Annotated in this window: 19 protein-coding genes; 7 read left to right on the forward strand and 12 right to left on the reverse strand. The window is 56.5% G+C overall.

Annotation, left to right across the window (positions count from 1 at the left end; all coding sequences use genetic code 11):
• Window positions 1–140 precede the first annotated feature (140 nt).
• Complete coding sequence (locus tag AC2IAX_RS12160; protein ID WP_494387720.1) at window positions 141–1,355, forward strand: M20 family metallopeptidase; 1,215 nt, start codon at window positions 141–143, stop codon at window positions 1,353–1,355.
• Window positions 1,356–1,460: 105 nt separating this feature from the next.
• Here AC2IAX_RS12160 and crtB read toward each other — a convergent pair whose 3' ends face one another.
• The 11 genes from crtB to AC2IAX_RS12215 all read right to left on the reverse strand — a co-directional run bounded on the left by crtB (window position 1,461) and on the right by AC2IAX_RS12215 (window position 13,162).
• Window positions 1,461–2,435, reverse strand: coding sequence for a cyanoexosortase B (crtB, locus tag AC2IAX_RS12165; protein ID WP_494387721.1), 975 nt, complete (start codon window positions 2,433–2,435; stop codon window positions 1,461–1,463).
• A gap of 171 nt (window positions 2,436–2,606) precedes the next feature.
• Entirely contained in the window at window positions 2,607–3,071 is a 465-nt protein-coding gene (locus AC2IAX_RS12170; protein ID WP_494387722.1) for a CBS domain-containing protein, read from the reverse strand.
• A gap of 129 nt (window positions 3,072–3,200) precedes the next feature.
• Window positions 3,201–3,977, reverse strand: a complete 777-nt coding sequence (nth, locus tag AC2IAX_RS12175) for an endonuclease III (protein ID WP_494387723.1) — start codon at window positions 3,975–3,977, stop codon at window positions 3,201–3,203.
• A gap of 363 nt (window positions 3,978–4,340) precedes the next feature.
• Window positions 4,341–5,606, reverse strand: a complete 1,266-nt coding sequence (locus AC2IAX_RS12180; RefSeq protein WP_494387724.1) for a glutamate-5-semialdehyde dehydrogenase — start codon at window positions 5,604–5,606, stop codon at window positions 4,341–4,343.
• 4 nt (window positions 5,607–5,610) lie between these two features.
• Window positions 5,611–6,003 (reverse strand): hypothetical protein, encoded by a 393-nt coding sequence (locus AC2IAX_RS12185; protein WP_099533052.1) that lies wholly within the window; start codon window positions 6,001–6,003, stop codon window positions 5,611–5,613.
• Between the two features lie 802 nt (window positions 6,004–6,805).
• Window positions 6,806–8,962, reverse strand: coding sequence for a polyribonucleotide nucleotidyltransferase (locus AC2IAX_RS12190; protein ID WP_494387725.1), 2,157 nt, complete (start codon window positions 8,960–8,962; stop codon window positions 6,806–6,808).
• Window positions 8,963–9,039: 77 nt separating this feature from the next.
• A complete protein-coding gene (locus tag AC2IAX_RS12195) occupies window positions 9,040–9,219 on the reverse strand; it encodes a hypothetical protein (RefSeq protein ID WP_494387726.1) in 180 nt (59 codons plus the stop codon).
• A 47-nt stretch (window positions 9,220–9,266) separates the two neighbouring features.
• Window positions 9,267–10,556, reverse strand: coding sequence for a hypothetical protein (locus tag AC2IAX_RS12200; RefSeq protein ID WP_494387727.1), 1,290 nt, complete (start codon window positions 10,554–10,556; stop codon window positions 9,267–9,269).
• Window positions 10,529–10,957, reverse strand: a complete 429-nt coding sequence (locus AC2IAX_RS12205; protein ID WP_494387728.1) for a sll0565 family protein — start codon at window positions 10,955–10,957, stop codon at window positions 10,529–10,531. The genes AC2IAX_RS12200 and AC2IAX_RS12205 overlap by 28 nt, the downstream gene beginning before the upstream one ends.
• A 213-nt stretch (window positions 10,958–11,170) precedes the next feature.
• Complete coding sequence (locus AC2IAX_RS12210; protein WP_494387729.1) at window positions 11,171–12,325, reverse strand: RNA-guided endonuclease InsQ/TnpB family protein; 1,155 nt, start codon at window positions 12,323–12,325, stop codon at window positions 11,171–11,173.
• Between the two features lie 243 nt (window positions 12,326–12,568).
• A complete protein-coding gene (locus tag AC2IAX_RS12215) occupies window positions 12,569–13,162 on the reverse strand; it encodes a peroxiredoxin (RefSeq protein ID WP_099533057.1) in 594 nt (197 codons plus the stop codon).
• 91 nt (window positions 13,163–13,253) lie between these two features.
• Between AC2IAX_RS12215 and pip the strand changes: the two genes are divergently transcribed.
• On the forward strand, window positions 13,254–14,204 hold the full coding sequence (pip, locus tag AC2IAX_RS12220; protein WP_494387730.1) for a prolyl aminopeptidase: 951 nt from the start codon (window positions 13,254–13,256) through the stop codon (window positions 14,202–14,204).
• Window positions 14,205–14,291: 87 nt separating this feature from the next.
• Window positions 14,292–14,510, forward strand: coding sequence for an NAD(P)H-quinone oxidoreductase subunit O (locus AC2IAX_RS12225; RefSeq protein ID WP_099533059.1), 219 nt, complete (start codon window positions 14,292–14,294; stop codon window positions 14,508–14,510).
• A 473-nt stretch (window positions 14,511–14,983) separates the two neighbouring features.
• Here the strand turns inward: AC2IAX_RS12225 and AC2IAX_RS12230 are convergent, their stop codons facing one another.
• Window positions 14,984–16,702 (reverse strand): methyltransferase domain-containing protein, encoded by a 1,719-nt coding sequence (locus tag AC2IAX_RS12230; RefSeq protein WP_494387731.1) that lies wholly within the window; start codon window positions 16,700–16,702, stop codon window positions 14,984–14,986.
• Here AC2IAX_RS12230 and AC2IAX_RS12235 point away from each other — a divergent pair.
• The 4 genes from AC2IAX_RS12235 to AC2IAX_RS12250 all read left to right on the forward strand — a co-directional run bounded on the left by AC2IAX_RS12235 (window position 16,681) and on the right by AC2IAX_RS12250 (window position 22,905).
• Complete coding sequence (locus AC2IAX_RS12235) at window positions 16,681–16,839, forward strand: hypothetical protein (RefSeq protein WP_494387732.1); 159 nt, start codon at window positions 16,681–16,683, stop codon at window positions 16,837–16,839. The two genes, AC2IAX_RS12230 and AC2IAX_RS12235, sit on opposite strands and share 22 nt — an antisense overlap.
• Window positions 16,840–17,253: 414 nt before the next feature.
• Entirely contained in the window at window positions 17,254–18,006 is a 753-nt protein-coding gene (locus AC2IAX_RS12240; RefSeq protein WP_494387733.1) for a peptidylprolyl isomerase, read from the forward strand.
• A 223-nt stretch (window positions 18,007–18,229) separates the two neighbouring features.
• The gene (locus AC2IAX_RS12245; RefSeq protein ID WP_494390380.1) at window positions 18,230–21,295 is read left to right on the forward strand and encodes an ABC transporter transmembrane domain-containing protein; all 3,066 of its coding nucleotides are present in this window, start codon (window positions 18,230–18,232) and stop codon (window positions 21,293–21,295) included.
• 71 nt (window positions 21,296–21,366) lie between these two features.
• Window positions 21,367–22,905: a beta-barrel domain-containing protein gene (locus AC2IAX_RS12250; RefSeq protein ID WP_494387734.1), complete on the forward strand. Its 1,539-nt coding sequence runs from the start codon at window positions 21,367–21,369 to the stop codon at window positions 22,903–22,905.
• Window positions 22,906–23,112 lie beyond the last annotated feature (207 nt).

Consider the following 23,112-nt stretch of genomic DNA (forward strand, 5'->3'; position numbering starts at 1 on the left):
TTTTCGCATTTTCAGGGCGATCAGGCGGTTTGGGATTTCGCCCCGATCGCGATCTCGATCCCGATCGCCATTCGTGCATCGCCCAACGGAAAAACTCTAAGCTAAGGTCTAAGGAAAATCTAAAAAGTATCTGAACTTCCGTGATTTCCACCTTACCCACCGCTCCAGGAATTGACCTATCGAAGTTACGGTTAGATGTGCGAAATTTGTTGCCGCAATTGGTGTCTTGGCGGCGACAGTTTCATCAATACCCAGAGTTGGGATTTCAAGAGGCCTTGACGGCCGCTTTTGTGAGCGATCGCCTGCGAGAGTGGGGCATTGATTACGAAGCGGGCATCGCCAAAACCGGCATTGTGGCGGTCATTGAAGGCAGCCAACCGGGCCCAACCATTGCCTTGCGGGCTGATATGGATGCCTTGCCCGTGCAAGAGCAAAACGAAGTACCCTATCGATCGCGCCACGAGGGCAAAATGCACGCCTGCGGCCACGATGGCCACACGGCGATCGCTTTGGGCACGGCCTATTATTTGGCCCAGCACCGATCGCAACTGGCCGGAACCATCAAGCTGATTTTTCAGCCGGCCGAAGAAGGGCCCGGCGGCGCAAAACCGATGATCGAAGCCGGGGTGCTGCACAATCCCGATGTGGATGCCATCTTTGGGCTGCATTTGTGGAATAACCTGCCGCTGGGCACAGTGGGCGTGCGGCCGGGGCCGCTGATGGCGGCGGTGGAGTTGTTTGCTTGCACCCTGTTCGGGAAGGGCGGCCATGGAGCCATGCCTCACCAAACGATCGACTCGGTGTTGGTGGGGGCGCAAATTGTCACGGCCCTGCAAACGATTGTGGCTCGCAACATTGACCCGATCGATTCAGCGGTGGTGACCGTGGGCGAGTTTCACGCGGGCACGGCCAAAAACGTGATCGCGGATCAGGCCCGCTTGGCCGGCACGGTGCGCTATTTCAATCCGGCCCTGGAGGGGGTGATTCGAGAGCGGGTGGAGTCGATTATTGCGGGCATTTGCGCCGCCCACGGGGCCCGGTACGAACTGGACTATCGATCGATCTATCCGGCCACGGTCAACGATCCGGCCGCAGCCGATCGGGTGCGACGGGTGGCCGAAACGGTGATTGAAACGCCGATCGGGGTTGTGCCCAACTGCCAAACCATGGGCGGTGAGGATATGTCCTTTTTCCTGAAGGAAGTTCCCGGTTGCTATTTCTTTGTGGGGGCGGCCAATCCCGATCGGGGTTTAGCGTTCCCCCATCACCACCCCCGCTTTGATTTTGATGAAACGGCGCTGGCCATGGGAGTGGAGTTATTTTTGCGAATCATCGAATCCTTCGGCACGCCCTAAGCTCAAATTCCTTAATCCCCGATCTTGCACATCCCGATCGGGGGGCAAGGGGCTGAAGCCCCTTGTCTAGGGTGGTAAGGACGGTCAGGACACAGGAGCCGATCGTTAGAAATCGGGGTCTCGTTCTGCGGCTTCCGGCTCATCCTCCGGCGCGATCGGGTCAGGCTTCGATCGGGGCGCAACCTTGGCGGGCGATGGGGCCGCATCCAGTCCGTCGCCCACAAACCGCTCAATCACTCGGAACCACAGCACCACAGTCAGCAACATCACGGCTGAATAGAGGTCGCCGCCGGTTCCCTCATGCATGAAGTCGAACAGGCCATCCTGACCCGTGCCGTGCAAGTAGGCCAAAATCGTGTTCCGAAACACATTCATCAACACGCTGATGGCCGTGGTTCCCACCAAAAACAGGGCAATGGGCGATCGCCCCCGCACCGTGCCGCACCAGTAGATGGCCATCAGTCCCACATACCAGCAGGTCAGGAGCATTTTCAGGCCCGCACAGTGGGGAGCCACTTCCACCGCCCGATCGCGCACGTAGAGATAAATGCCCTCCACCTGCGCTTCCAGTCCCACTTGGTTCAGCAAAAAACCAGCCATGGCGGCAATGAACCGCTGCAACCCCACCACGTAGGGCGAAATCAGATAGGGAATTTCGTTGGGCGTGGCCAGGGTGGTGAAGATCAAAGGAGCCGCCATCAACCGCCAACCGGCGGCCCCTTTCCAAATGCCACAAAGACCCCAGAGGGCGATCGGGAACGACAGGTTCACCCAATCGGCCACGCCGCTCAGATAAAACGCCACGCTCAACCCCAACAGCCCCCAGCCCACCGGGTGCGATCGATCGGCCAACTGCTGCCAGCGCGATCGCTTTTCCCAAGCCAGGTAAGCCGCAAAGGGCAGCCCAATCAGGCCGTAGCTGAAATATTCATGCTCAATGCTGATGTCTTTGGTGAGCCAACCGCGCACCCAATGCACCAACAGCGGCCCATAGGCCAGGGCCAAGCAGGCCGCCCCCGCTGGCAACAGGGCCTGATCGAGCCAGTCAGAACGATTCGCAACGGGGCGATCGGCAGTCATGAACTTCCACCTCAGCGATCAGCAAATTCCAACGGCCTCTTCCAAAATGCCACAGCCGCCGAACCCTAACCACTGTTGATGCTAGGCGATCGCCCTCAAATCCGGCTCGATCGGCCCAAATTGTCCCAGATCATGCCTGAGCCGTCCCTTAGCAGCCCGCGCAACGCTCGCCTACTGCAACCCGGCCGCCATGGCTCGGATGATGTCGCCCCGAGTCAGAATGCCCACGATCGCCCCCGCATCGTCCACCACGGGCATTCGGTGAATATTGCCTTCCAGCAAATGCCGCGTGGCATCGCGCAGCAATGTATCGGGTTTGGTGGTTTTCACCCGATCGCTCATCACATCGGCCACCGTACTGCCCAGGGCCTTGTGCAATTCCTTTTCAAATTGCAGGGGATTTTTGAGATAAATCACACTGTCCAAGATGGTGATGAACGGCGGCACATCCACGCCGGTCTCTTGCCACATCAGATCGCTTTCCGACACAACCCCAATCAACTGCCCCGCTTCATCCACCACGGGCACGCCGCTAATGCGCTGTTCCGCCAGGAGTTTGATGACCTCAACCAGGGAGGTGTCACGACGGACGACGATCGGATCGCGGCTCATTACATCGGCAACCGTTGCAGCCATTCGCTCGATCCCTAAATGCTTCTGCCCTCATTCTAGGACGGGCGATCGGTTGGAGAGCGCAACTGGTAACGATTTGACACGCTCTGTGGCCCCAGCTCGGAAGCGAAGGACTCGATCGCTGAACGGGGGCTAGGGTTTGGGGGGCGTTTTGGCCTTAGCTGTGCTGGAACTGGCTTTGTTATTAGATTTGCCGTTGGTTTTACCGGGCGATCGGGCAGGGGATTGGGATTTGGCCTGGGTTGTCGTTGCGCCCAGTCCCTTTTGGGGACATAGATCCGCCAACTGGCAGCGATCGCAAGCCGGTTTCCGGGCATCGCAAACGGCCCGCCCGTGATAAATCAGCCGAATCGACCAATTTTCCCAGTCTGGTTGGGGCAACAGCCGCATCAAATCGCGCTCAATCCGCACCGGATCCTGATGCTCAGTCATGCCCAAGCGATAGGCCAGGCGTTTGACGTGGGTGTCCACCGTCACGCCCGCATTGATGCCAAAGGCGTGGGCTAACACCACATTCGCCGTTTTGCGCGCCACCCCCGGCAGCAACAGCAGTTCCTCCATCCGCTTGGGCAGGTTGCCGCCAAATCGTTCCAGGATCATTCGGCAAGCGCCCTGGATATTCTTAGCTTTGTTGCGATAGAAGCCGGTCGATCGCACCAGTTCCTCCAGCTCGGCGAGATCGGCCCCGGCCAGGGCCGCCGCGTCGGGAAACCGCCCAAATAGGGCTGGCGTGACCTTGTTTACCCGCTCATCGGTGCATTGGGCCGACAGAATCGTCGCCACCAACAATTGCACGGGCGTTTCATAGTCCAGGCTGCATGTGGCATCGGGATAGAGCAGTGTCAGGCGATCGAGAATTTCGATCGCCACCTGTTGTTTGGCGGCCCACTTACGAGTGCTTACCGGCATGGTTGGGAATCAATTAAAAGGAGCCTGAACCGATGAAGAAGCCGTCATCCAATCCCCAAGGCTCCGATCCTGCCGTGGCGAGGTCGAGGGACAAGGGGCTTAGGGCCTGTCGTCGTTGAGCACGAAACCCTAGATCTGCCGTTAGCGGATCGTGGGGGACAAGGGGCTTGAGCATCTTGTTGCAACGACTAGGGCATGGAAGATCAACTGTTTCAGCATCACCTCGAAATAATGACGACAGGCCCTAAGCCCCTTGTTGGGGGCAATTGGGCGAGGATAATCAACTATTGCAAAAATCCATCAGATCCGTGATCAAAATTGAATTTGATTACACAGATCACTAGCCCTGGAAATGGGGCCAAATTAGCCGTCCCCTTGGACAATTTGCTTGATGGTGGTTAACATGTCCAGGCCGATCGCCCCGCGTCGGTAGCCCTTTTGATTCGACATGCCCAAAAACACCGAGGCACTGCCCCGGGGATTGCGTTGGAATCGGGGTGAAGCATTGATGTAGGTGGAGGCGCTGTCGAGGCGGGAGGCGAATTGGTGGGCTTCTCGATAGGACTCGGTGGCGATGCAGTCCGCATGGCCGCTGCTTTGGGTGTGAATCACCGCGATCGCCTCTTCCACACTGGCCACCGTGCGAAACGCAACGGTTTTGGTTAAATAGGGCCGATTCCACTCATCATCGGCCGCCAAGGGCAAGTCGGGAAAATCCTGTTGCAGGTGGGCATCGACTCGCACTTCAAACCCGTCCGTTTGCAAGGAGCCAAAGAGCACCCCCAGCATCGATCGATTGTGGCGCTCGTGAACCAGCACCTTTTCGATCGCGTTCACCGCTTCCGGATCGCCCTGGTGGCTGTCAGAAATGGCCCAGCGCACCACGTCTAACTCGCCGGACAGGGCCCAGTAGAGATAACAATTGCCGATCGCGGCCCCCAAAATGGGCACGGTGGCAAACTGACTGGCCTGTTGCACCAGCTTTGGCCGGCCATAGGCCACAATCAGGTTCAAGTAGCGCTCCTGGGCCAGCAGGTCGCGCATGGAAATATCCCGATCGGGCGGAATGGCCGTGACACATTCGGGCGGCAATTCCCCAGCCGTCAGCCCATCGGTGAGGGCCGCCGCGATCGCCGCGTTGGTGTGTTTGGTGTCGCTGCTGCCATACAAAATCATGCTGTTGCCGGTTTTGATGCCCATGCCCGCCGCGATCGCCCCCAGCTCCGGTAGTCCCTCATGCACCAGGGCGATCGTCCCCAGGGGCATCAGTTGGCAATAGCTTTGTAGATATTGAGTTTGGTGGGTGGCGCGAATGGCCTGCCGGGTGGGGTCGGGCAAATCCGCCAGCCGATCGAGCATATCGGCCACCTGTTGCAGTCGATCGGGCGTGAACTTAATCCACAGGGACGGCAAGCCACTGCTGGCCTTTTCGCGGCTGGCTTCCAAATCCAGCGTGTTGGCTTCCAAAATTTCGTTTTGGGCGGCTCGCAAGGCCTTGGCCATCACCTTCAGCGCCCGCGATCGCTCACCACCCCGCATGGCCACCAGGGCCGATCGCCCTCGGGCCGCCGCCGCCAATGCCCCAAATAAATCCAGCGCTCCCGAATTAACCAGGGGATTTCCAACCATAATCTCAGCGCCGGTATGCCAGCCATAACAACAATAGCGGTAGCCCAATCACCAGCAATCCCGGCAGCAGCCAAGCCGCCGTGCCTGCCAGTCCTTTGACAATCAGGGGCAACCAAGCCAACACCAAGACAAATCCAGCCCAAAGGGTAATGGGCAAATAATTTTCACGCAAGGGTGGACGCACGGAGAGCCAGCGCGTTCCGGTCCATCGCCACAGCCGTCGGTAGATTGCCCCAGAAGACACCTGCTCAATTTGGTCACCCGATTCGGTCACCACAAAAATTTGCTGGCAGCGATCGCAACCAAATGCATCCATGAGTGCGATCGGCCGCAGGGTGCCCCGTTGCCGACAGGGACAAGGGTAGGACTCCGTTAGCTCAATCTGAGAAGTCTTCAACGATCGCCCGATCGCCCGGTGGGAATAAACGACTTGGCCAGGGGTTTCTCATGCTCTTAGCTTAACAGGGCCGCTCCAACCGCAAGGAAACACCCCTGATCCAAACCCAAATCACCCATGGATCCCATCCGAATTCCATCCGAATTCCATCCGAATTCCATAGGCGTTCAATACGAATTCCATCTTGAATCAAGATTTAAGATCCAAGATTCAACCGGCTTCGGTTTTGTTTCAAGTTTATTTCAAGGCTATGAAAGGCGGCTCATGTCCGCATTTCACCACAATTCGAGCCGAATACCAACCACCAAAAGGCCACGCGCTGGCAAAGTCGGGCTTGAGCAAATTCTTTGGTTAATATGGAGGCTTGACCTCACCCATGGGGAACATTTCCACAAGGATGAGGTCAGGCATCGAGAGATTGGTAACAGCGGAGGGAAGCGTCACAACGAAGATTCCCTCCGTTCTGCTAAGGAGTTATGGTCAAGGATTTCGGGAGCTGAGTCCTGCGATCGCCATCATCATTCCCTGTGATTCTAGTTAACCTCGCTAGTGATTTTTGCCTAGAGGCCTGATGACATGGGGCGATCGGCGTTTTTGTTCGATCGCCTCCAATTTTTGAGCGCCGTCCTGCCAAAAATTCAGAACCAATTCAGAACAATGCCCACAAAAAACCGGAGATCGAACAGTCGATCTCCGGTTTCAGGTTGGTTAGCCCTTGTGCAAGAGCCATGGAATCGGCCCCATACCTCCCGTCACTAGACTGCTGGAGGAGGTCGGGGCGGGGCCTTTGGGCCCAAGTGACTTAGGTGGCCGCCGCTTCGGCCGCATCGCGGGCCGCCGCCGCTTCGTCGGGGTGGATGCCCAAACGAGTCAGGTTGATCCGGCCGCGATTGTCGATTTCGCGCACCTTGATGATCACCTCATCGCCCACGGCCACCACGTCTTCGACTTTGCCCACGCGCCGATCGGCCAGTTGGGAAATGTGGATCATGCCTTCTTTGCCGGGCAGGAATTCCACAAACGCCCCGATCGGAATCGTGCGGGTGACTTTGCCCACAAACACGCTGCCCACTTCGATCTTGCGGGTCATGTTTTGGACAATTTGGGCCGCGCGCTTGGCCTTTTCGCCATCGTTTGAAGACACGGTGACCAAGCCGCTGTCTTCGATGTCGATTTTCGCGCCGGTTTCTTCAACGATGCCCTTGATCGTTTTACCGCCGGGCCCGATCACCATGCCGATGTCGCTCGGGTCGATGCGGAAGGTCAGCAAGCGGGGGGCAAACTTCGACAGGTCGCTACGCGGTTGGTCGATCGCCGCCATCATCTTTTCCAGGATGTGCAGACGAGCCGGGCGGGCCTGTTCGATCGCCTTGGCGATCGTGCCCATGTCCAACCCGGTGATCTTCATGTCCATTTGCAGGGCGGTGATGCCGCTGTCGGTGCCGGCCACCTTGAAGTCCATGTCACCCAGGAAGTCTTCGAGACCTTGGATGTCCGTCAGAACGCGAATTTCTTCGCCTTCCTTGATCAAGCCCATGGCTGCGCCGCTGACGGGCTTGGCGATCGGCACACCGGCATCCATCAGGGACAGGGTTGAGCCACAGACCGACCCCATGGAGGTGGAACCATCCGAGGACAGCACTTCCGACACCACGCGCAACACGTAGGGGAAGGCTTCCTTGGTCGGCAACACGGGCACTAGGGCCCGCTCTGCCAAGGCCCCGTGACCGATTTCCCGGCGACCGGGCGATCGCATCGGACGGGTTTCACCGACCGAGTAGGGCGGGAAGTTGTAGTGGTGCAAATAGCGCTTTTGCTCATCCGGGTGCAGATCGTCCAGTTCCTGGGCATCGCCGGGCGTTCCCAGTGTCACCACGGACATCACCTGGGTTAAGCCCCGTTGGAACAAACCACTACCATGGACGCGGGAGGGCAACACCCCGGCCCGGCAGGAGACCTGGCGCACTTCATCCAGTTTGCGACCATCGACGCGCACGCCATCTTCGACGATTTGGCGACGCATCAAGGACTTGGTGACCGCCTTAAAGACCTTGGGCAGGGCCTTGGGGTCAGCGGTGGCGGCAATTTTAATCGCGTCATCGTCGGCGCGATCAACAATTTCCTGGGCCACGGTGGCTTGCAGGGCATCCAAGGCCGCGTCGCGCCGGGTTTTGCCCAGCTCAAATTGCGACAAGATGCCTTTGATTTCGTCCGTGGTGCGCGATCGAATGAAGTCTTCGAGGGTGGTGTCGATCGCGGGGGGTTCCGCCGTCACCAGTTCCAGACCCAATTCAGCGATGATGTCCCGTTGCGCTTGGATCAGGTCGCGCACGGCCTCATAGCCAAAGTCGATCGCTTCGATGATGTCCGCTTCGGGCAGTTGGTTGGCCCCCGCTTCCACCATCACCACGCCATCGGGCGATCCGGCAACCACCAGATCCAATTCACCCTTTTCAATTTCCGCATAGGTGGGGTTGATGATGAACTCGTCGCCCACCAAACCCACGCGCACCGCCGCCATCGGCCCCTGGAAGGGAATTTGGGCCAACAAGGTGGCGATCGAAGCACCCGTCACGGCCAGCACATCCGGCGGCACGTCGGGATCGAGGGACACGGTGGTGGCCACCACTTGGATATCGTCGCGCAACCAATTCGGAAACAGCGGGCGCATGGGGCGATCGATCAAACGACCGGTCAAAATCGCCTTTTCCGGCGGGCGACCTTCGCGGCGCTGGAAGCTACCCGGAATGCGGCCAGCGGCATACAGCCGTTCTTCGTAATCAACAGTGAGGGGAAGAAAATCAATGCCCTCGCGCGCTGAGGAACGGGTGGCGGTTACTAACACTGCGGTATCGCCCGACCCAATCAGTACCGATCCACCAGCTTGGGGTGCGAGCAAACCGATCTTCAGCCGAATATCCCTTCCATCAAAGGATATTGACTTGTCAATTTCTTGCATGAATGATGATGATCCTTGGAGATTCTTTCTATTACTGTGGCAATCCTAACACCGTTTGTTAGATACTAGACCGTTTGTTAATTCACGGCCAACTGTTTCGACAAAGGGACGTAAAACAAGACTCCATAAGGATTTAGACCCGATCGCTTCGGTGGCTCATTCAGCCGATCGCCCCCCTTCCGGTTCCACTCACCTACCCGATCGCGGTTCATGATCTCGCCTGCGATCGAAAGGTTGATTCCAAGGGCAATTGCCAACGATCGGGCCCACAACCATGCGGATTTCTAACGCGAAAGCCAATCCTTTAAGGGGCTGGCCGCAGTGGCCCCGATCGCCCATTGATCCCCCGATCCGGCGCTTCATCCAAAACCGGTGCAGGCCGACCGGCGATCGGGGTCAAATTCCAACGTAGCCAGGCATCCTGGGCCAAATCCAGGGCGATCGCGGCGGCTCCATAGCGGTTGATGTGGCTGGGGTCTGCGAAATAGTCATGGCGATCGGGCCAGCGCAGCAACCAATCTTGAACGATTAACCCCTGATCTCGCAGTTGTGCCAAATAGGTCTGGAATTCCCGTTCATAGGTCAATCGGGCCGGATCCAAATAATCCTGACTGAGGGGCAAGTTCACAAAACTCAAGCGGATCCCGCGCGATCGCGCAAAGGCAATCAACTGGCGCACAGCCCGATCTTGAACACCGCCTGCCAACTGAAAACCGCTGTACATATCGTCATAGCGACCCGGCACTTTCGGAAATTGTTGATAGTAGCGATCGGGCGCAAAACGGCGCAAATCAGCCAAAAATCCCAGCCGATCGAGTTCTGGCTCTGGGCGCAGGGGCCAGGGCTGTGGTTGTTGAAGCCCACCGGGCATCAGGCCGGGCATCAGAGCCGCACCGGGATAGGTGCTGCTGTTGAGGGTCAAGGATGGCAACCCACTGACCGATCGCCCCCAAGGCGATTCCCGCCACCGCGACACAGACCAAGGATGACCGCCCCGGGCGCGAGCCATGGCCAGTTGCCGGAAACCTTCGGAAGCGGCAATGCTGGCAAAGGTGCGATCGATCCGACCACTGTTAAAGGCCCGTGAGCCATCGCCCCAAACCACCACCCGAGGCAACCAGTCCGGCGGGAACAAATCCATCAGCAACCAACGCACCACCTGGGCCGTTGCGCCGTTAATGCCAAAGTTAAACACCCGCACGGGCCGCCGCAGGGTTGTTGACAACGAACGGGCCAAAACCGTCGGATCAATGCCCTGGAGCGATCGGGAACTGCCCACAATCAACAAATCCGGCGGCTGGCCATGGGTTGCCAAATATTGCCGATAGAGCCGCAACTGCGATTCCAGCCGAGGACTCCCCCATCGGGCGCGATCGAGCGAAATCGGCGGGCGCGGAGTCAGGGGCCACAGGGGCCGCCGACGCTCCGGGGGCGAGGGCAGTTCCCAGTTTTTCAGCAAGGTATGACGATCCAACGCGGGTTGAGGCGGCTCGATCGGGCGATCGGCCCAGGCTTGCTCGATCCCCAACAACACCAGGGCCGCCCCCGCCAGCGCCCCCGCCCCCATTAACCGGCCCATAGCTTGAGCAACCAACCCAACACCACTCCCAAACTGCCAAACCGCACCGCTTGCCAAAACACTTCCTTTAAGCCGCTGTCCGCAAATAGGCGACTTTCCAAGGCCAAGTCCAATTCTTCCAGCTCCCGCTGCAAGGTCTGGATCGTTTGCGTTAATTCGCTGCGAATTTCTCGATCGCGCGCCCGGGCCAAATCCGCTCGCACCACTTCCACCTGATGACCCAAGCTAGCCCGCCGCTCCCGATCGGCCCGTACCTGCTCCAAGCGCGATCGCACCTGTCCCATGGCGGTTTCCGTCGCCGCTAGCTGATCACTCAATTGGGCTAAAAAAGCCGAAAACTCCGCCTCCTCATGCAAAGGCTTCTGGGGCGAAGACTCCGGGCGATCGGCAGATGATGGGGATGGGCGACGACTCATTGGACAGCTTCGAGACCATTCAGCAGGAGAACTCAACCCAAAGTCTACCTAATCGATCGAACCCCAATCCTGAACACCCAACCAACAAAAAAGTCGCCATCTTGCCAAAAGACAGCGACTCTCTCTCAGGAGTCAGTTCAGCCAACCTCGAAATGATCTTCAACCGTCACTAATTCACTAACAATTGCTGCAATTGACTAGCAAATGCAGCAATCAGGAAGCTTCCTGCTTCATCGCGGCGAAGTCGGCTTCATCCGCTCCACAGACTGACACGACCGGACTGGCCGCCCTTTGCAGATTAATCGCGGCATTCAAATCGCGATCAATCTGCAATCCACAGTGATCGCAATCAAACACCCGCTCTGAAAGCGATAGGGTCTCTTTTTTCTTGCCACAACAGGAACAAGTCTTGCTGGATGGAAACCAACGATCCACGATCACCAGTTCAGAGCCATACAACTTTGTCTTGTAATCCAGTTGCCGCCGAAACTCATAGAACCCCACATCCTGAATCGCCTTGGACAGCTTGTGATTCGCCATCATCCCGGACACATTCAGATCCTCAATGACCACCACGCCGTGGTTCTTGGCGAGGTAGGTTGTGAGCTTATGGAGCGTGTCTTTACGGATGTTGACGATTCGCTGATGCAACTGGGCGATCTTTGATTGAGCCTTTTTCCAGTTCTCAGATCCTCGCTGTTTGTGGCGATTCAGCCATTGCAACCGAGAGAGCCGAGACTCCAGTTGTCTGTAGGCTTTAGCGCCTTCAAACAATTCTCCAGTGCTGAGAGTTGCTAAGGATTTGAGACCCAAGTCAACACCTACAACATTAACCAATTTAGGCGTGATGACGGGTTCGATCTCAATCCGAAACGAGATAAACCAATCATTCGTTTGGCGGCTGATGGTGACTGATTTGGGTTGAACATTTTGAGGTAATGCTTCATAGGTCTTCAGGATGCCAATCTTGGGAACCTGAATTTTAGTCAATCCCTTAATATGAATAGCTCCATCCAGTTCAAAGGAGTCATGGCGACCCTTTTTCTTGAATTTAGGAGCGCCTGAAGTCTTTTTGAAGCATCGATCCCAAGCCGCCCGTAAATGACGTAAAGCATTTTGAGGAGAACTTTTGGAGACCTCGTAGTACCAAGGGTGTTCAGACTTGACCAAGGCTACCAACCACTTGTGCAAATCAATAGCGGATGGAAAATTGATCTTTTCTTCGGGATGTAATTGGTTATGGTCAAGGATTTCCTTGGTCAGTCCCAAACCCCAATTCCAAGCATGACGCGCAACACCGGCATGGCGAGCTAATGCGGTGCGTTGTTGGTTGTTGAGCTTGAGTTGAGTTTTGAATCCGAGTAGCATCTGTTCATTGTATGACAGCCCCTAGGATGGATTCGCATTTTTCAGAGAATGTGAGCTAATGACAGTAAATCAATCACTGTTGATTAACCCTGTCCGGTCGATCGAGAGGCTTTGGCTCATCGGTCGATCGGGTTGGGTTCCTAGGAAGGAGGAGTTCGGGCCACCATTACCCGAGCCTGAGGGCAATCGGAACGGTGGCCACCAGCCGACCAATTCTGGCCAGAGCGCCGAAATTTACGTTAATTACAGGGCGGCGAAGTAGTCCTTCGACTTCACAGGATCCGGATTCATCGTCTTTTCACCCGGTTGCCAACCAGCGGGGCACACTTCATCGGGGTGAGTTTGCACGTATTGAATCGCTTGCAGCACGCGCAAGGTCTCATCCACGCTGCGGCCGAAGGCCAGGTTGTTGATGGTGGCGTGTTGAATCACACCTTCCTTGTCAATAATGAACAGGCCACGCAGGGCAATGCCTTCTTCAGTCAGCACGTTGTAAGCGGTGCTGATTTCCTTCTTAATATCCGAAACCAACGGGTAGCTCAGATCGCCCACACCGCCGGACTTGCGATCGGTTTGGATCCAAGCCAGGTGCGAGAAGGCGCTGTCCACCGAAACGCCCAATACTTCGGCGTTCAGTTGCGAGAACTCAGCGTAGCGATCGCTGAAGGCCGTGATTTCCGTGGGGCAGACAAAAGTGAAGTCCAGGGGATAGAAAAATAGGACTACATACTTGCCACGGTAGTTCGACAGCTTAATTTCTTTGAACTCTTGGTCAGAAACGGCCGTAGCGGTGAAGTCAGGGGCAACTTGGCCCACACGGAGGCAACCTTCGGTCATGGGAGTGAGTCTCCTGTTGCGCTGTTTTGGATGAATTACGAACTGTTACGAGAATATCATAGTCATTACGATTTTGACATGACGGATTGCCATGAGTTTATTTCCGCCGATCGACCCCTATCGCCAAGGGACACTACCCGTTTCCGATCGCCACACCCTTTACTTTGAGGAAAGTGGCAATCCCACCGGCCAGCCGATCGTGATTCTGCATGGTGGGCCCGGCGGTGGCAGCCAACCGAGCTATCGGCAATATTGCGACCCAGCCCAGTGGCGAATTGTGCAATTTGACCAACGCGGCTGTGGCCGCAGCCAGCCCCATGCGGACTTGACCCACAACACCACTTGGGATCTGGTGGCGGATATTGAGCGATTGCGGGAGCATTTGGCGATCGAGCAGTGGGTGGTGTTTGGGGGCAGTTGGGGCAGCACCCTCGCCCTGGCCTATGCAGAAACCCATCCCGATCGCTGTTTGGGATTGATCTTGCGGGGAATTTTCATGCTGCGGCCCCAGGAACTGCGCTGGTTTTATCAAGAGGGAGCCAGCTACTTGTTTCCCGAAGCCTGGGCCCAATACCTAGAGCCAATTCCCCCAGCCGAACGACAGGATCTGATGGGGGCTTACTACCGTCGCCTGACCGATAAGAATCCAGCGGTGCGACGACAAGCGGCCAAAGCCTGGGCCGTGTGGGAAGCCAGCACCAGCAAGCTCATTCCCGACGCGGATTTGCAGGCGGCCTTTGCCGATCCCTTCTTTGCGGAGGCCTTCGCCCGGATTGAGTGCCACTACTTTGTCCATGGGGGCTGGTTTGACCCGGCCGATCAACTGCTGCAACAGGTCGATCGAATCCGACATTTGCCCGCCGTCATTGTTCATGGACGCTATGACGTGGTTTGCCCGGTGGTTTCCGCCTGGGAATTACACCAAGCCTGGCCGGAAGCGGAGCTGCAAATCATCCCCGACGCGGGCCACTCCATGGCGGAACCGGGAATTCTACGGGCTTTGGTGGCGGCAACCCAACGTTTTGCCCAACTGAAAGTCTGATCTCAGCTTTAAAATGGGACAATCTGCATCAACCTAAAAAGGGTTGCTCTCAGTTAACGATTACGTGCGATCGCGCCATTAACTCCTATGCCCGTCAAAAAAGGTTCCTTTGTTCGTGCCATTCGCGAAAAACTAGAAAATAGCGTCGAAGCAACCGCCAGTGATCAGCGCTTTTCTTCCTACCTATTTGAAAGCAAAGGAGAGGTACTCGATCTGCGGGGCGACTATGCCTTGGTGAAGTGGTGTAAAGTGCCAACCCCCAACATTTGGCTCCGCTTGGATCAACTCGAAGAATTTTCAGGTTAATGCTCTAATTTTCTTAAGCTGGTCTTGGCTGATTTCATTTCCAGAAATCCCTAAAGTGCCCTATCAGAAACCCTTTGGCTATCGATAGGGCACTTTTTGTTAATTTTGATTTAAAAATAAATCTGATTTTTATCACGCATTTTTATTGTTCAGTGAATAAGAGATTTTTGATTTCAGGCTTCAATTTTGATCAAAGTTTAGTCAGTATTCTAGAGATTAATTTCTCATGATTCAGGAGTTTTTATGAATCATGCAGAGCATTTTCACAGATCACGAATCAGGTTTCGGTAGGGCCATAATTCAGTCATGATCAGTCCGTAAAAGTTTTGCGGCGTAAGCGATCAGTTACCGAAAATCATCACCTCACCAACACTGCCAGACCAGGGGCTTAAGCCCCTTGCCCCTACCAGTACTCCCCACGAGTACTCGTGCCTTGCCATTCCCCCAAGTTACTTCCCAGACATCCTTTGAAGTCATTCTGCAAACAGATCGGGAATTCGGCGCTGCAAGGCCGCGTTCAACTCCGGCAGGCGATCGCGCAGGGATTGATACCACTCATACCGTTGGCGATAGTGCTGGCACATCAGCCGGTTTTGGGACACCCACTGATAGGCATTTTGGGTCAGGGTTTCGCGTAATTGGGGGTAATCAATCAGGGCGGCTAGTTTTTGCTCAAAATCCGCTGGGCTGTAGTAGAGCAAGCCCGTTTGACCATCCATCAGGGTTTGTTGATAGACCACGGGGCTGGCCAGGGCGGCGGTGCTGTGGGCGGCGCATTCAATGAACTTCAAGTCCGATTTCATGCCGTTGAAGCGGGTGCGTTCCAGGGGCAACAGGGCCACATCGCTTTGGTGCAACAGTTCCGCATATTCCTCGTAGGGACAGAAGGGGCGGAAGGTTTTGTGGGGCGTTTGCAGGGCTTCAAAAAAGCGGCGATCGTGAATCACATGCACCAGGATCCGATCGCCCCGTTGATTCAGCACGCGGTTGATGCCATCAATCAGCGGTTTCCAATCGTTTTCCCGGTTCAAGGCCCCAAAAAAGAGGGTGACCGGTCGTTGTGGATCAATGGCGGCGGGTGGGGGCAATTCCGCCAATTGATTGGGAAATACGGCCACGTAGGGGTTCACTTGGCGCAGGAAGGCGGCCAGGGGTTCCGTGGAGGTTTGGATGGCGTGGACGCTGCGATAGGCGAAAAAGTCAGTTTTTTCGGTGCGGGCCCAGCGGTAGGGGTCGTCATCCACTTCCAAGATGATCAGATAACCCCGGGCCAGGAGTTTGCGTTGCTGCACCAAGTCCTGTTCCCGGTTCAAAATTGCCCGTTGCCAAATGAAAATTGGCTCTTCGTGGGCCTGCACGGCTCCGGCGGTGGCGGTGCGATCCTGGGCGATCGCCCGCATTCCGGGAATGCGATTCAAAAACTCATTCGGTTCGGTCACTCGCACTCGCTTGCAAACCTTGGCTTCCATCACCAGGGTTTGGGCAAAAAAGTGCCGCTGGGGCCGATCGCCCGGCCGCATGGCTCGCACCAGGTATTGCACCGAAGCACTTTGCTGATTAAACCGCTGCCGATCGACTCCCAACCGATCCAGCAGCGGCCCGATCGCCTCTTGGAATTTGTCGCGCATCTCGTCGGGGCGACTGCGACCCCGAATTTCTTCGATTTCTAAGCCCGCCTGCTGAAAAAGCTGGGTAATGGAATCCTTGGTGAAAAATCGCAAATGACCCCGATCGAGAATGCCGTAATCCGCATATTCCCAACGGCCCGACAGCAAATCCACAATCGTTCCCCAATATTGAATATTGGGAATGCAGGCAATCACTTGGCCGCCGGGAGCCAGCCAGCGTGCATGGTGGGTCAGGGTTTGCCAAGGATTAATAAAATGCTCCAGCACATCCCCATAGACCAGGCAATCCATGCTTTCCGGGGGAATTTCTGCCCCCAGTTGGGGATCTTCCGCATTGCCCACATAGACGCGATCGAGCCGACCCGCCGCGATTTGGGCCGCCGCTGGATCTTGTTCTAGTCCGATGTATTGGGCAAAGGGGTTAATCCGTTTGTACGCCTGTCCCAAGGCCCCTGTGAAGCAGCCCACTTCCACAATCGATCGGGCATCTCCGGGCAGCAGTTTCAACAAATCGGCATTGTGAATGTCGCTGTAGGCCAGGGATGCGGCGGGTTCAGAAGTCATCGGAACAGGAAGATGGCGAGCGATTGGGTGAACAGATCACCGCCCTAGGCTATCGCGCCCGATCGCCCGACACAAGCCACAGCCGCCACTTTCCATCAACGGAACCTCCCCCGGCGGCCCTGCGTCCACACCCTTAGTTCGTCCTTGTGATTGAGGTGATCAAATTCATGATCTAAATCTGTCCCCGCGCTCCAATGCATTCTGGCCAAGGCTTTTGTCCCCTCTGTCCTGTCCCCAAGGCATTGAGCACCCGTTGTTCCAACGCAACAACCTATCCGGCTTGATTCCAGGCGCGATGGTATTCTTTGGAAGATTCATGCTCCAACCCATTCAGCCACGATTGAATGAGCGGTTTAACTGACAGGGCAACCCAAACATAAAACTGATGCGCACCCCCAAGTGCCACACAAACCCTGTGATGATTGTCCGATCGCGGCTTATATGGTTAATGGATGACTGGCTAAGTCCATTGGCCGATCGCCCATGAGTCGTCAACGCTTCGTTTATATTTTTCGTTCGTTTTACCTGCAATCGCTGCAAATCAATTCACCATGGCAGGTCTCTTCCAAATTGGTCCGAATGTTATCCAAGCACACGAGATGCTCTCGCTGCTCAGTCGCTATCACCTGATGCCGCAATTCTTGCGTGGGTTGGTGATTGATCGAGCGATCGCCGATGTGGAATTTACCGAAGAAGAACGGCAACAGGCCATCATCAACTTTCGGAAGCAACATCGGATTATTGAAGAAGCAGACATTGCCCGTTGGATGCAGGAAAACAACCTTTCCATCGAAGGGCTTGAAGAACTGGCCATTCGGCCCATGCGGCTGGAAAAGTTCAAAGAGATCCAGTTTGGGCGCAAGGTAGAAAACTATTTTGTCAGTCAAAAGAGCCGCCTAGATAAGGTGGTCTACTCTCTGATTCGCGTGCAGGATGAAGGGCTGGCTCAGGAAATTTATTACCGCATTGAAGAGGGCGAGTCTTCCTTTGCAGACATGGCTCGCACCTATTCCCAAGGCCCAGAAGCCCAAACCAATGGTCTTTTGGGGCCCGTGCCTTTGAATCAACCGCACCCCTTCATTGCCCGCATGTTGGAAGTGAGCCAACCGGGTCAATTGTGGCCCCCGCGCGCCCTGGTGGAATGGTTTATTATTGTGCGGCTGGAACAGTTTTTGCCGTCGCAGCTTGATGAAGCCATGCGCCGACAAATGATCGATGAAATGTTTGAAAACTGGATGCGCGAACAAATTCAAGCCCTCGGTTCGCCCCAGTTACTTTGGGCCGCTTCCGACTCGGGAAGCTGAGGGCGATCGGGGTGAGCCAGGGCGATCGCCCGCTACGGTTAATTGGGTCAACCCATTGGGCCAAGCTTGATTCGGCAAATGATCCATAAAAACGATCCATAATTTGCGAAACCGTTAGCCAGCCGTGAACCCATGCGCTGATTTGGCTCCCAACCCCGATCGCCTCCCAATCCCGATCGCCTCGCCTGACTGCTTTGACCCGTCTTTGCCCGTGCCTGGAGTTATGACTCAAGCTGCTAGCCATCAGCCCATTCAAGTGTTTCTGGCGGAGATCGATCCGTTCAGTCGCCTCAGCTCCGCCAGTTTGGAACGCTTACTCCAGGGGGCCCAGCTACTGCGCTACCGGGTGGGGCAACCCTTGCTCGATCGCCAAACCCTGCCGGCCCAAGTCCTGGTGTTGTTCCAAGGGCAAGTGCGGGTTCTGGGGTTTGACGAGCGATCGCAACGGCCCGTCAGCCTCAAACTAGCCACTCCCGGCGAAATTCTCGGTTGGGCGGGGCTGTTGCGAGGCGTGGCCTGCGAAACGGCGATCGCCTCCACCGAAACCACCTGCATCAGCATTCCTGCCGCCGATTTTCTGACCGTGATGGCCGAAGAGGCTACTTTCCGTCAGGCCTGGGAGTCGCGTTGCAACCTCTGTGAACTCTTCAGTTTGCTCAGCCAGGAGCTTCAGCGCCAAGCCGATCGGCGCGGCAACCTAAAAGACATCACCCTGCGAATGCTCGATGAAGTGCAGGTGATGGGCATCCCCGAAGGGATTGTCGATGAGGCCACCCTTGAGCGGCTGATCGATCCGCAACTTGTCTGGCTCCTGAGTGGTGGCCAAGCGGAAACCGTCAGCGGCAAACTGATCGCGGGCGATCGACTGCAATGGGCCGGCAGCGGCTCCGTTAGCATTACCGGCGGTCATGCGGCCCGCGTCGTGGGGTTCACCCAAGACTGGCTCCGGCAGCGCACCCCCCAAACCGAAGCCGCGATCGCCCCGCCTCCACCCCCCGTTGATATCGTCACCGGCAATGCGGCCCCCGTCACCGAACCAGCACCCGTGGCCGCAGCTCCGGTTCCCGTTCCCGAAATTCCCTTCGCCCCCGAAAAACCGCCCGAACTCCCCCGAGAAGCCCTACTAACCCAGCCCGCCACCTATCCCCATGTGCGGGGGCGGGGGCCCGTCAACGGCACCCTGGCCTGCTTCCAGATGCTGAATGAATTCGTGCCCGGGTTGCAATTCCGCAAAGACCGAATTCGGCGGCTCCTGGAAGATCAACTGCGGGCCACCGGGCAAATTTCCATGCAGGTTTGCGGGGCGATCGCCCAAACCATTGGCTTTCGGCCCCAACTGATCCAAATTTCCGGTGTCCTGATCAATCGGCTGAAAGCACCCGCCCTCACCCCCTGGAAAGATAGCTTCGCCGTCATCTACGACATTTCTGAAACCCGCATCATCCTGGCCACCCCCGAAGAAGGCGTGATGCGCAAGACCCCCCAACAGTTCCTAGAAAGCTGGGGCGAAAGCGGCATGGTGTTGCTTCTCGAAGCCCCCGTCGAAGAACTGCCGGAAAAATTCGGTCTCAGTTGGTTCGTTCCCTGGATCCTGCCCTACAAACGCGCCCTGATCGAAGTCGTCGTCGCGTCCTTCTTCGTTCAAACCTTCGGGTTGGTGCAGCCGATCATCACCCAGGTGATTATCGACAAAGTGTTGGGCCAAGGCAGCATCGAAACCATGGATGCCCTCGGCTTCTTCATGTTGGGCGTGGCCGTCTTTGAAGGGATCCTCAACATCCTGCGGACTTACCTGTTTGTCGATGCCATGAACCGGATCGACATGAACGTCGGTTCCGCCATCATTAGCCACCTGATGCGCTTGCCCCTGGGCTACTTTGACGTGCGCCGGGTGGGTGAACTGGCGGGTCGGGTCAATGAGCGCGACAGCATTCGGAACTTCCTGACCGGTACGGCCCTGACCGTTTTCCTGAACGCCATCTTCTCGGTGATCTACATCGTGGTGATGGTGGTCTACAGTTGGCTGCTTACCTTGGTGGCCTTGGCGGTTGTACCCATCTTGGGCGGGATTATCGTCTTCGCTGCCCCGATCATCCGCCAACTGATTCGTCGCCAAGCGGAACGCCGCGCCGACGTGGACTCCTACATGGTGGAAGTGATTTCCGGGGCCCAAACCGTCAAGGCCCAAAACATCGAAACCAAGGTGCTGTGGCAGTGGCAAGAGCGCTACGCCCGCATGATCCAGGCGAACTTCAAAACGATCATGACCGGCACCACGATCGGGGGGGCCACCTCCTTCCTGAACAGCCTGTCTACCCTAGCCCTGCTTTGGGCGGGGGCCTATTTGGTGATTGGCAACCAAATCACCCTGGGGCAATTGATCGCCTTCAAAATCCTGGCCGGAAACGTCACGGGTTCCCTCCTCAGCCTGGTGGGTGCTTGGCAACAGGTGCAGGAAATTTCAATTTCCGTGGAACGTCTGGCGGATATTGTTGACAGCCAACCGGAGTCCAGCGATGCCGATCGCGACAACATTCCCATGCCGGAATTGGTCGGCTCCGTCAAGTTCTCCGATCTCTCCTTCCGCTTTGCAGAAACGGGCCCCTTGCAGTTGGCCAACGTCAATCTAGACTTTGCCCCGGGCACTTTTGTGGGCATTGTGGGGGAATCCGGTTCCGGGAAATCCACCCTGATGAAACTTCTACAGCGGCTATACGATCCCACCGCTGGCTACATCCAAATTGATGGCTACGACATCAGCAAAGTGGAACTCTACTCCCTGCGCCGACAAATTGGGATGGTGCTACAAGACACCCTCCTGTTTACGGGCACGGTGCAAGAAAACATCATGCTGGCGAACCCGGATGCCACCACCGAGGAAGTAATTCACGCCGCCAAGGTGGCCGCCGCCCACGACTTCATCATGCAGTTGCCCAACGGCTACAACACCGTGGTTGGGGAACGGGGAACCGGTCTTTCTGGGGGACAACGGCAGCGGATTGCGATCGCCCGTACCGTTCTGCAACAACCCAAGCTCCTGATTTTGGACGAAGCCACCAGCGCCCTGGACTACAACTCAGAACGACAGGTTTGTAATAACCTGGCCGTTGAGTTCCGAAACCGCACGGTGTTCTTCATTACCCACCGCTTGAACACGGTTCTGAACGCAGACTCCATCATCCTGATGGATAAGGGGGCAGTGGTTGAACAGGGAACCCACGAGGAATTGATGGCCATGAAGGGTCGCTACTATTGTCTGTTCCAACAACAGGAAGGGTCGTTTAGCTAGCACTTCCCCAGTCCTAACCCCGTTTGTTTGTGACCCGTCAATCCTTTCAGTCTGCAATTTGGTGAAACTCAATGCTAAAGGCCTTTATCGAACGGGAAGAGCAACCGGTCTTGCTACAACGGCCGGCATTGCTCGCCAGTGGATTTATTTGGTTGATTGTGACCTTTGTGGTCGGCGGCATCACTTGGGCCGCAGTGGCCCAGATTGACCAGTCCGTTCCGGCGGCCGGTAAGTTGCAGCCTAAGGATTCCACAAAGCCGATCAAAGCACCGGCCGGTGGGGTGGTGCGGGAAATTGTGGTCAAAGACGGCGAACGGGTCGAAAAGGGCCAACTGCTCGCCACCTTTGACCCCACGGGGCAGGCGGCGGATGTGCAATCCCTGAAGGCCAACCAGGACTCCCTCGAACGCCAAAAGCAACTGATTCGAGCGGAGGCCGCTGGCTTGGGCTTAACCCGCGAGGGCCAGGCTAGTATCATTGACCTTCAACGCAATCGAGCTGTGCGGGTGGCGGAAAATATCTACCTGCGGGCGCTGCTGCGGGGCGATCGCGCGGCTCCGGCCGGCCAAGCCGGTCGTTTGGCAGAAAATCGAGCAGCCCAAGCTTCTCGACTGTCACAACTGCAATCACGCGTGTCGGAACTGAACTCGCAAATCAACGAATTACGCAGTGACGTGGCCAACACCCGCGCCCAACGCCGGGCCATCCAAATTCGACTGGGGCAAGCCCAAGAGCGCCTGAATATCAATGAGGGAATCATCGCTGATTTGCAGCCCCTGGTTGAAGAAGGGGCCGTTGCCCGACTGCAATTCAAGAACCAACAGCAGGCCGTGCTGTCGAATGCTGATGCGGTGGCGACCCTGGAGGGGCAAATCGCCAGTTTGAATGAGCAAGAAGCTCGCCTGATGGCTTCCATTCAAACGAAGCAGGCGGAGATTGGGACGCAGTTGGCGGAAATTCGCACCACCCAAACCAGTTGGGCGGCGGATTTGGAAAACCGGATTGCGGACAACGATCGGGCGATCGCCGATATCGACACCCAATTGGCGAAGTCCCGTCTGGATAACCGTCGCCAGGATGCCAGCGTGGTTGGTCAGCTTGCCCAAGTGCAAAGCCAATTGGTGAAAGCAGAGCAAGCGGTACGCTATCAGGAGCTACGCGCCCCGATTGCTGGCACGGTTTTTGATATCAAGGCCAGCGGGCCGGGCTATGTGGCTAGCCCCACGGAACCCATGCTGAGCATCGTGCCCGATGGCGAGTTGGTGGCATCGGTCTATGTGACCAACAAGGACATTGGGTTTGTGGAAGTGGGAATGCCGGTGGAGGTGAGTGTGGACACGTTCCCTTCCCTAGAATTTGGCAGCATTAAGGGGAAACTAGTCTCGATCGGGTCGGATGCTCTGGCACCCACCCAAGAGCGCCCCACCTATACGTTTCCCATTCGGATTGAGCTAGAACGGCAAACCCTGAAAACCAATCGTGGCTTGGAGTTAAAGATTCAAGCCGGGATGTCGGTTTCGGCGCGGATCAAGACCCGCAAGCGATCGGTTTTGGATATCTTCCTGGGTCAATTCAAATCACGTGCCGACAGCTTCGAGACGGTGCGCTAAACTCCATTCTCTTTCAACCACTCAGAACTGCAATAGTTAAGCGGGGCGAAGGCAGGGCAACCTGTGCGCCCCGCTTTTGCATGGGTCTCCCGTTGAATTAATGGGGACTTGCGTCATTCAAGCGATGCTGAATCGATCGCCCTCGGTCTCCAGAGATTGCAGCGCCCTACCAAGCGAGCCAGTGGAATCTCAATCGATTGAATTGAA

This window comes from Limnothrix sp. HT2024 (assembly GCF_059138625.1).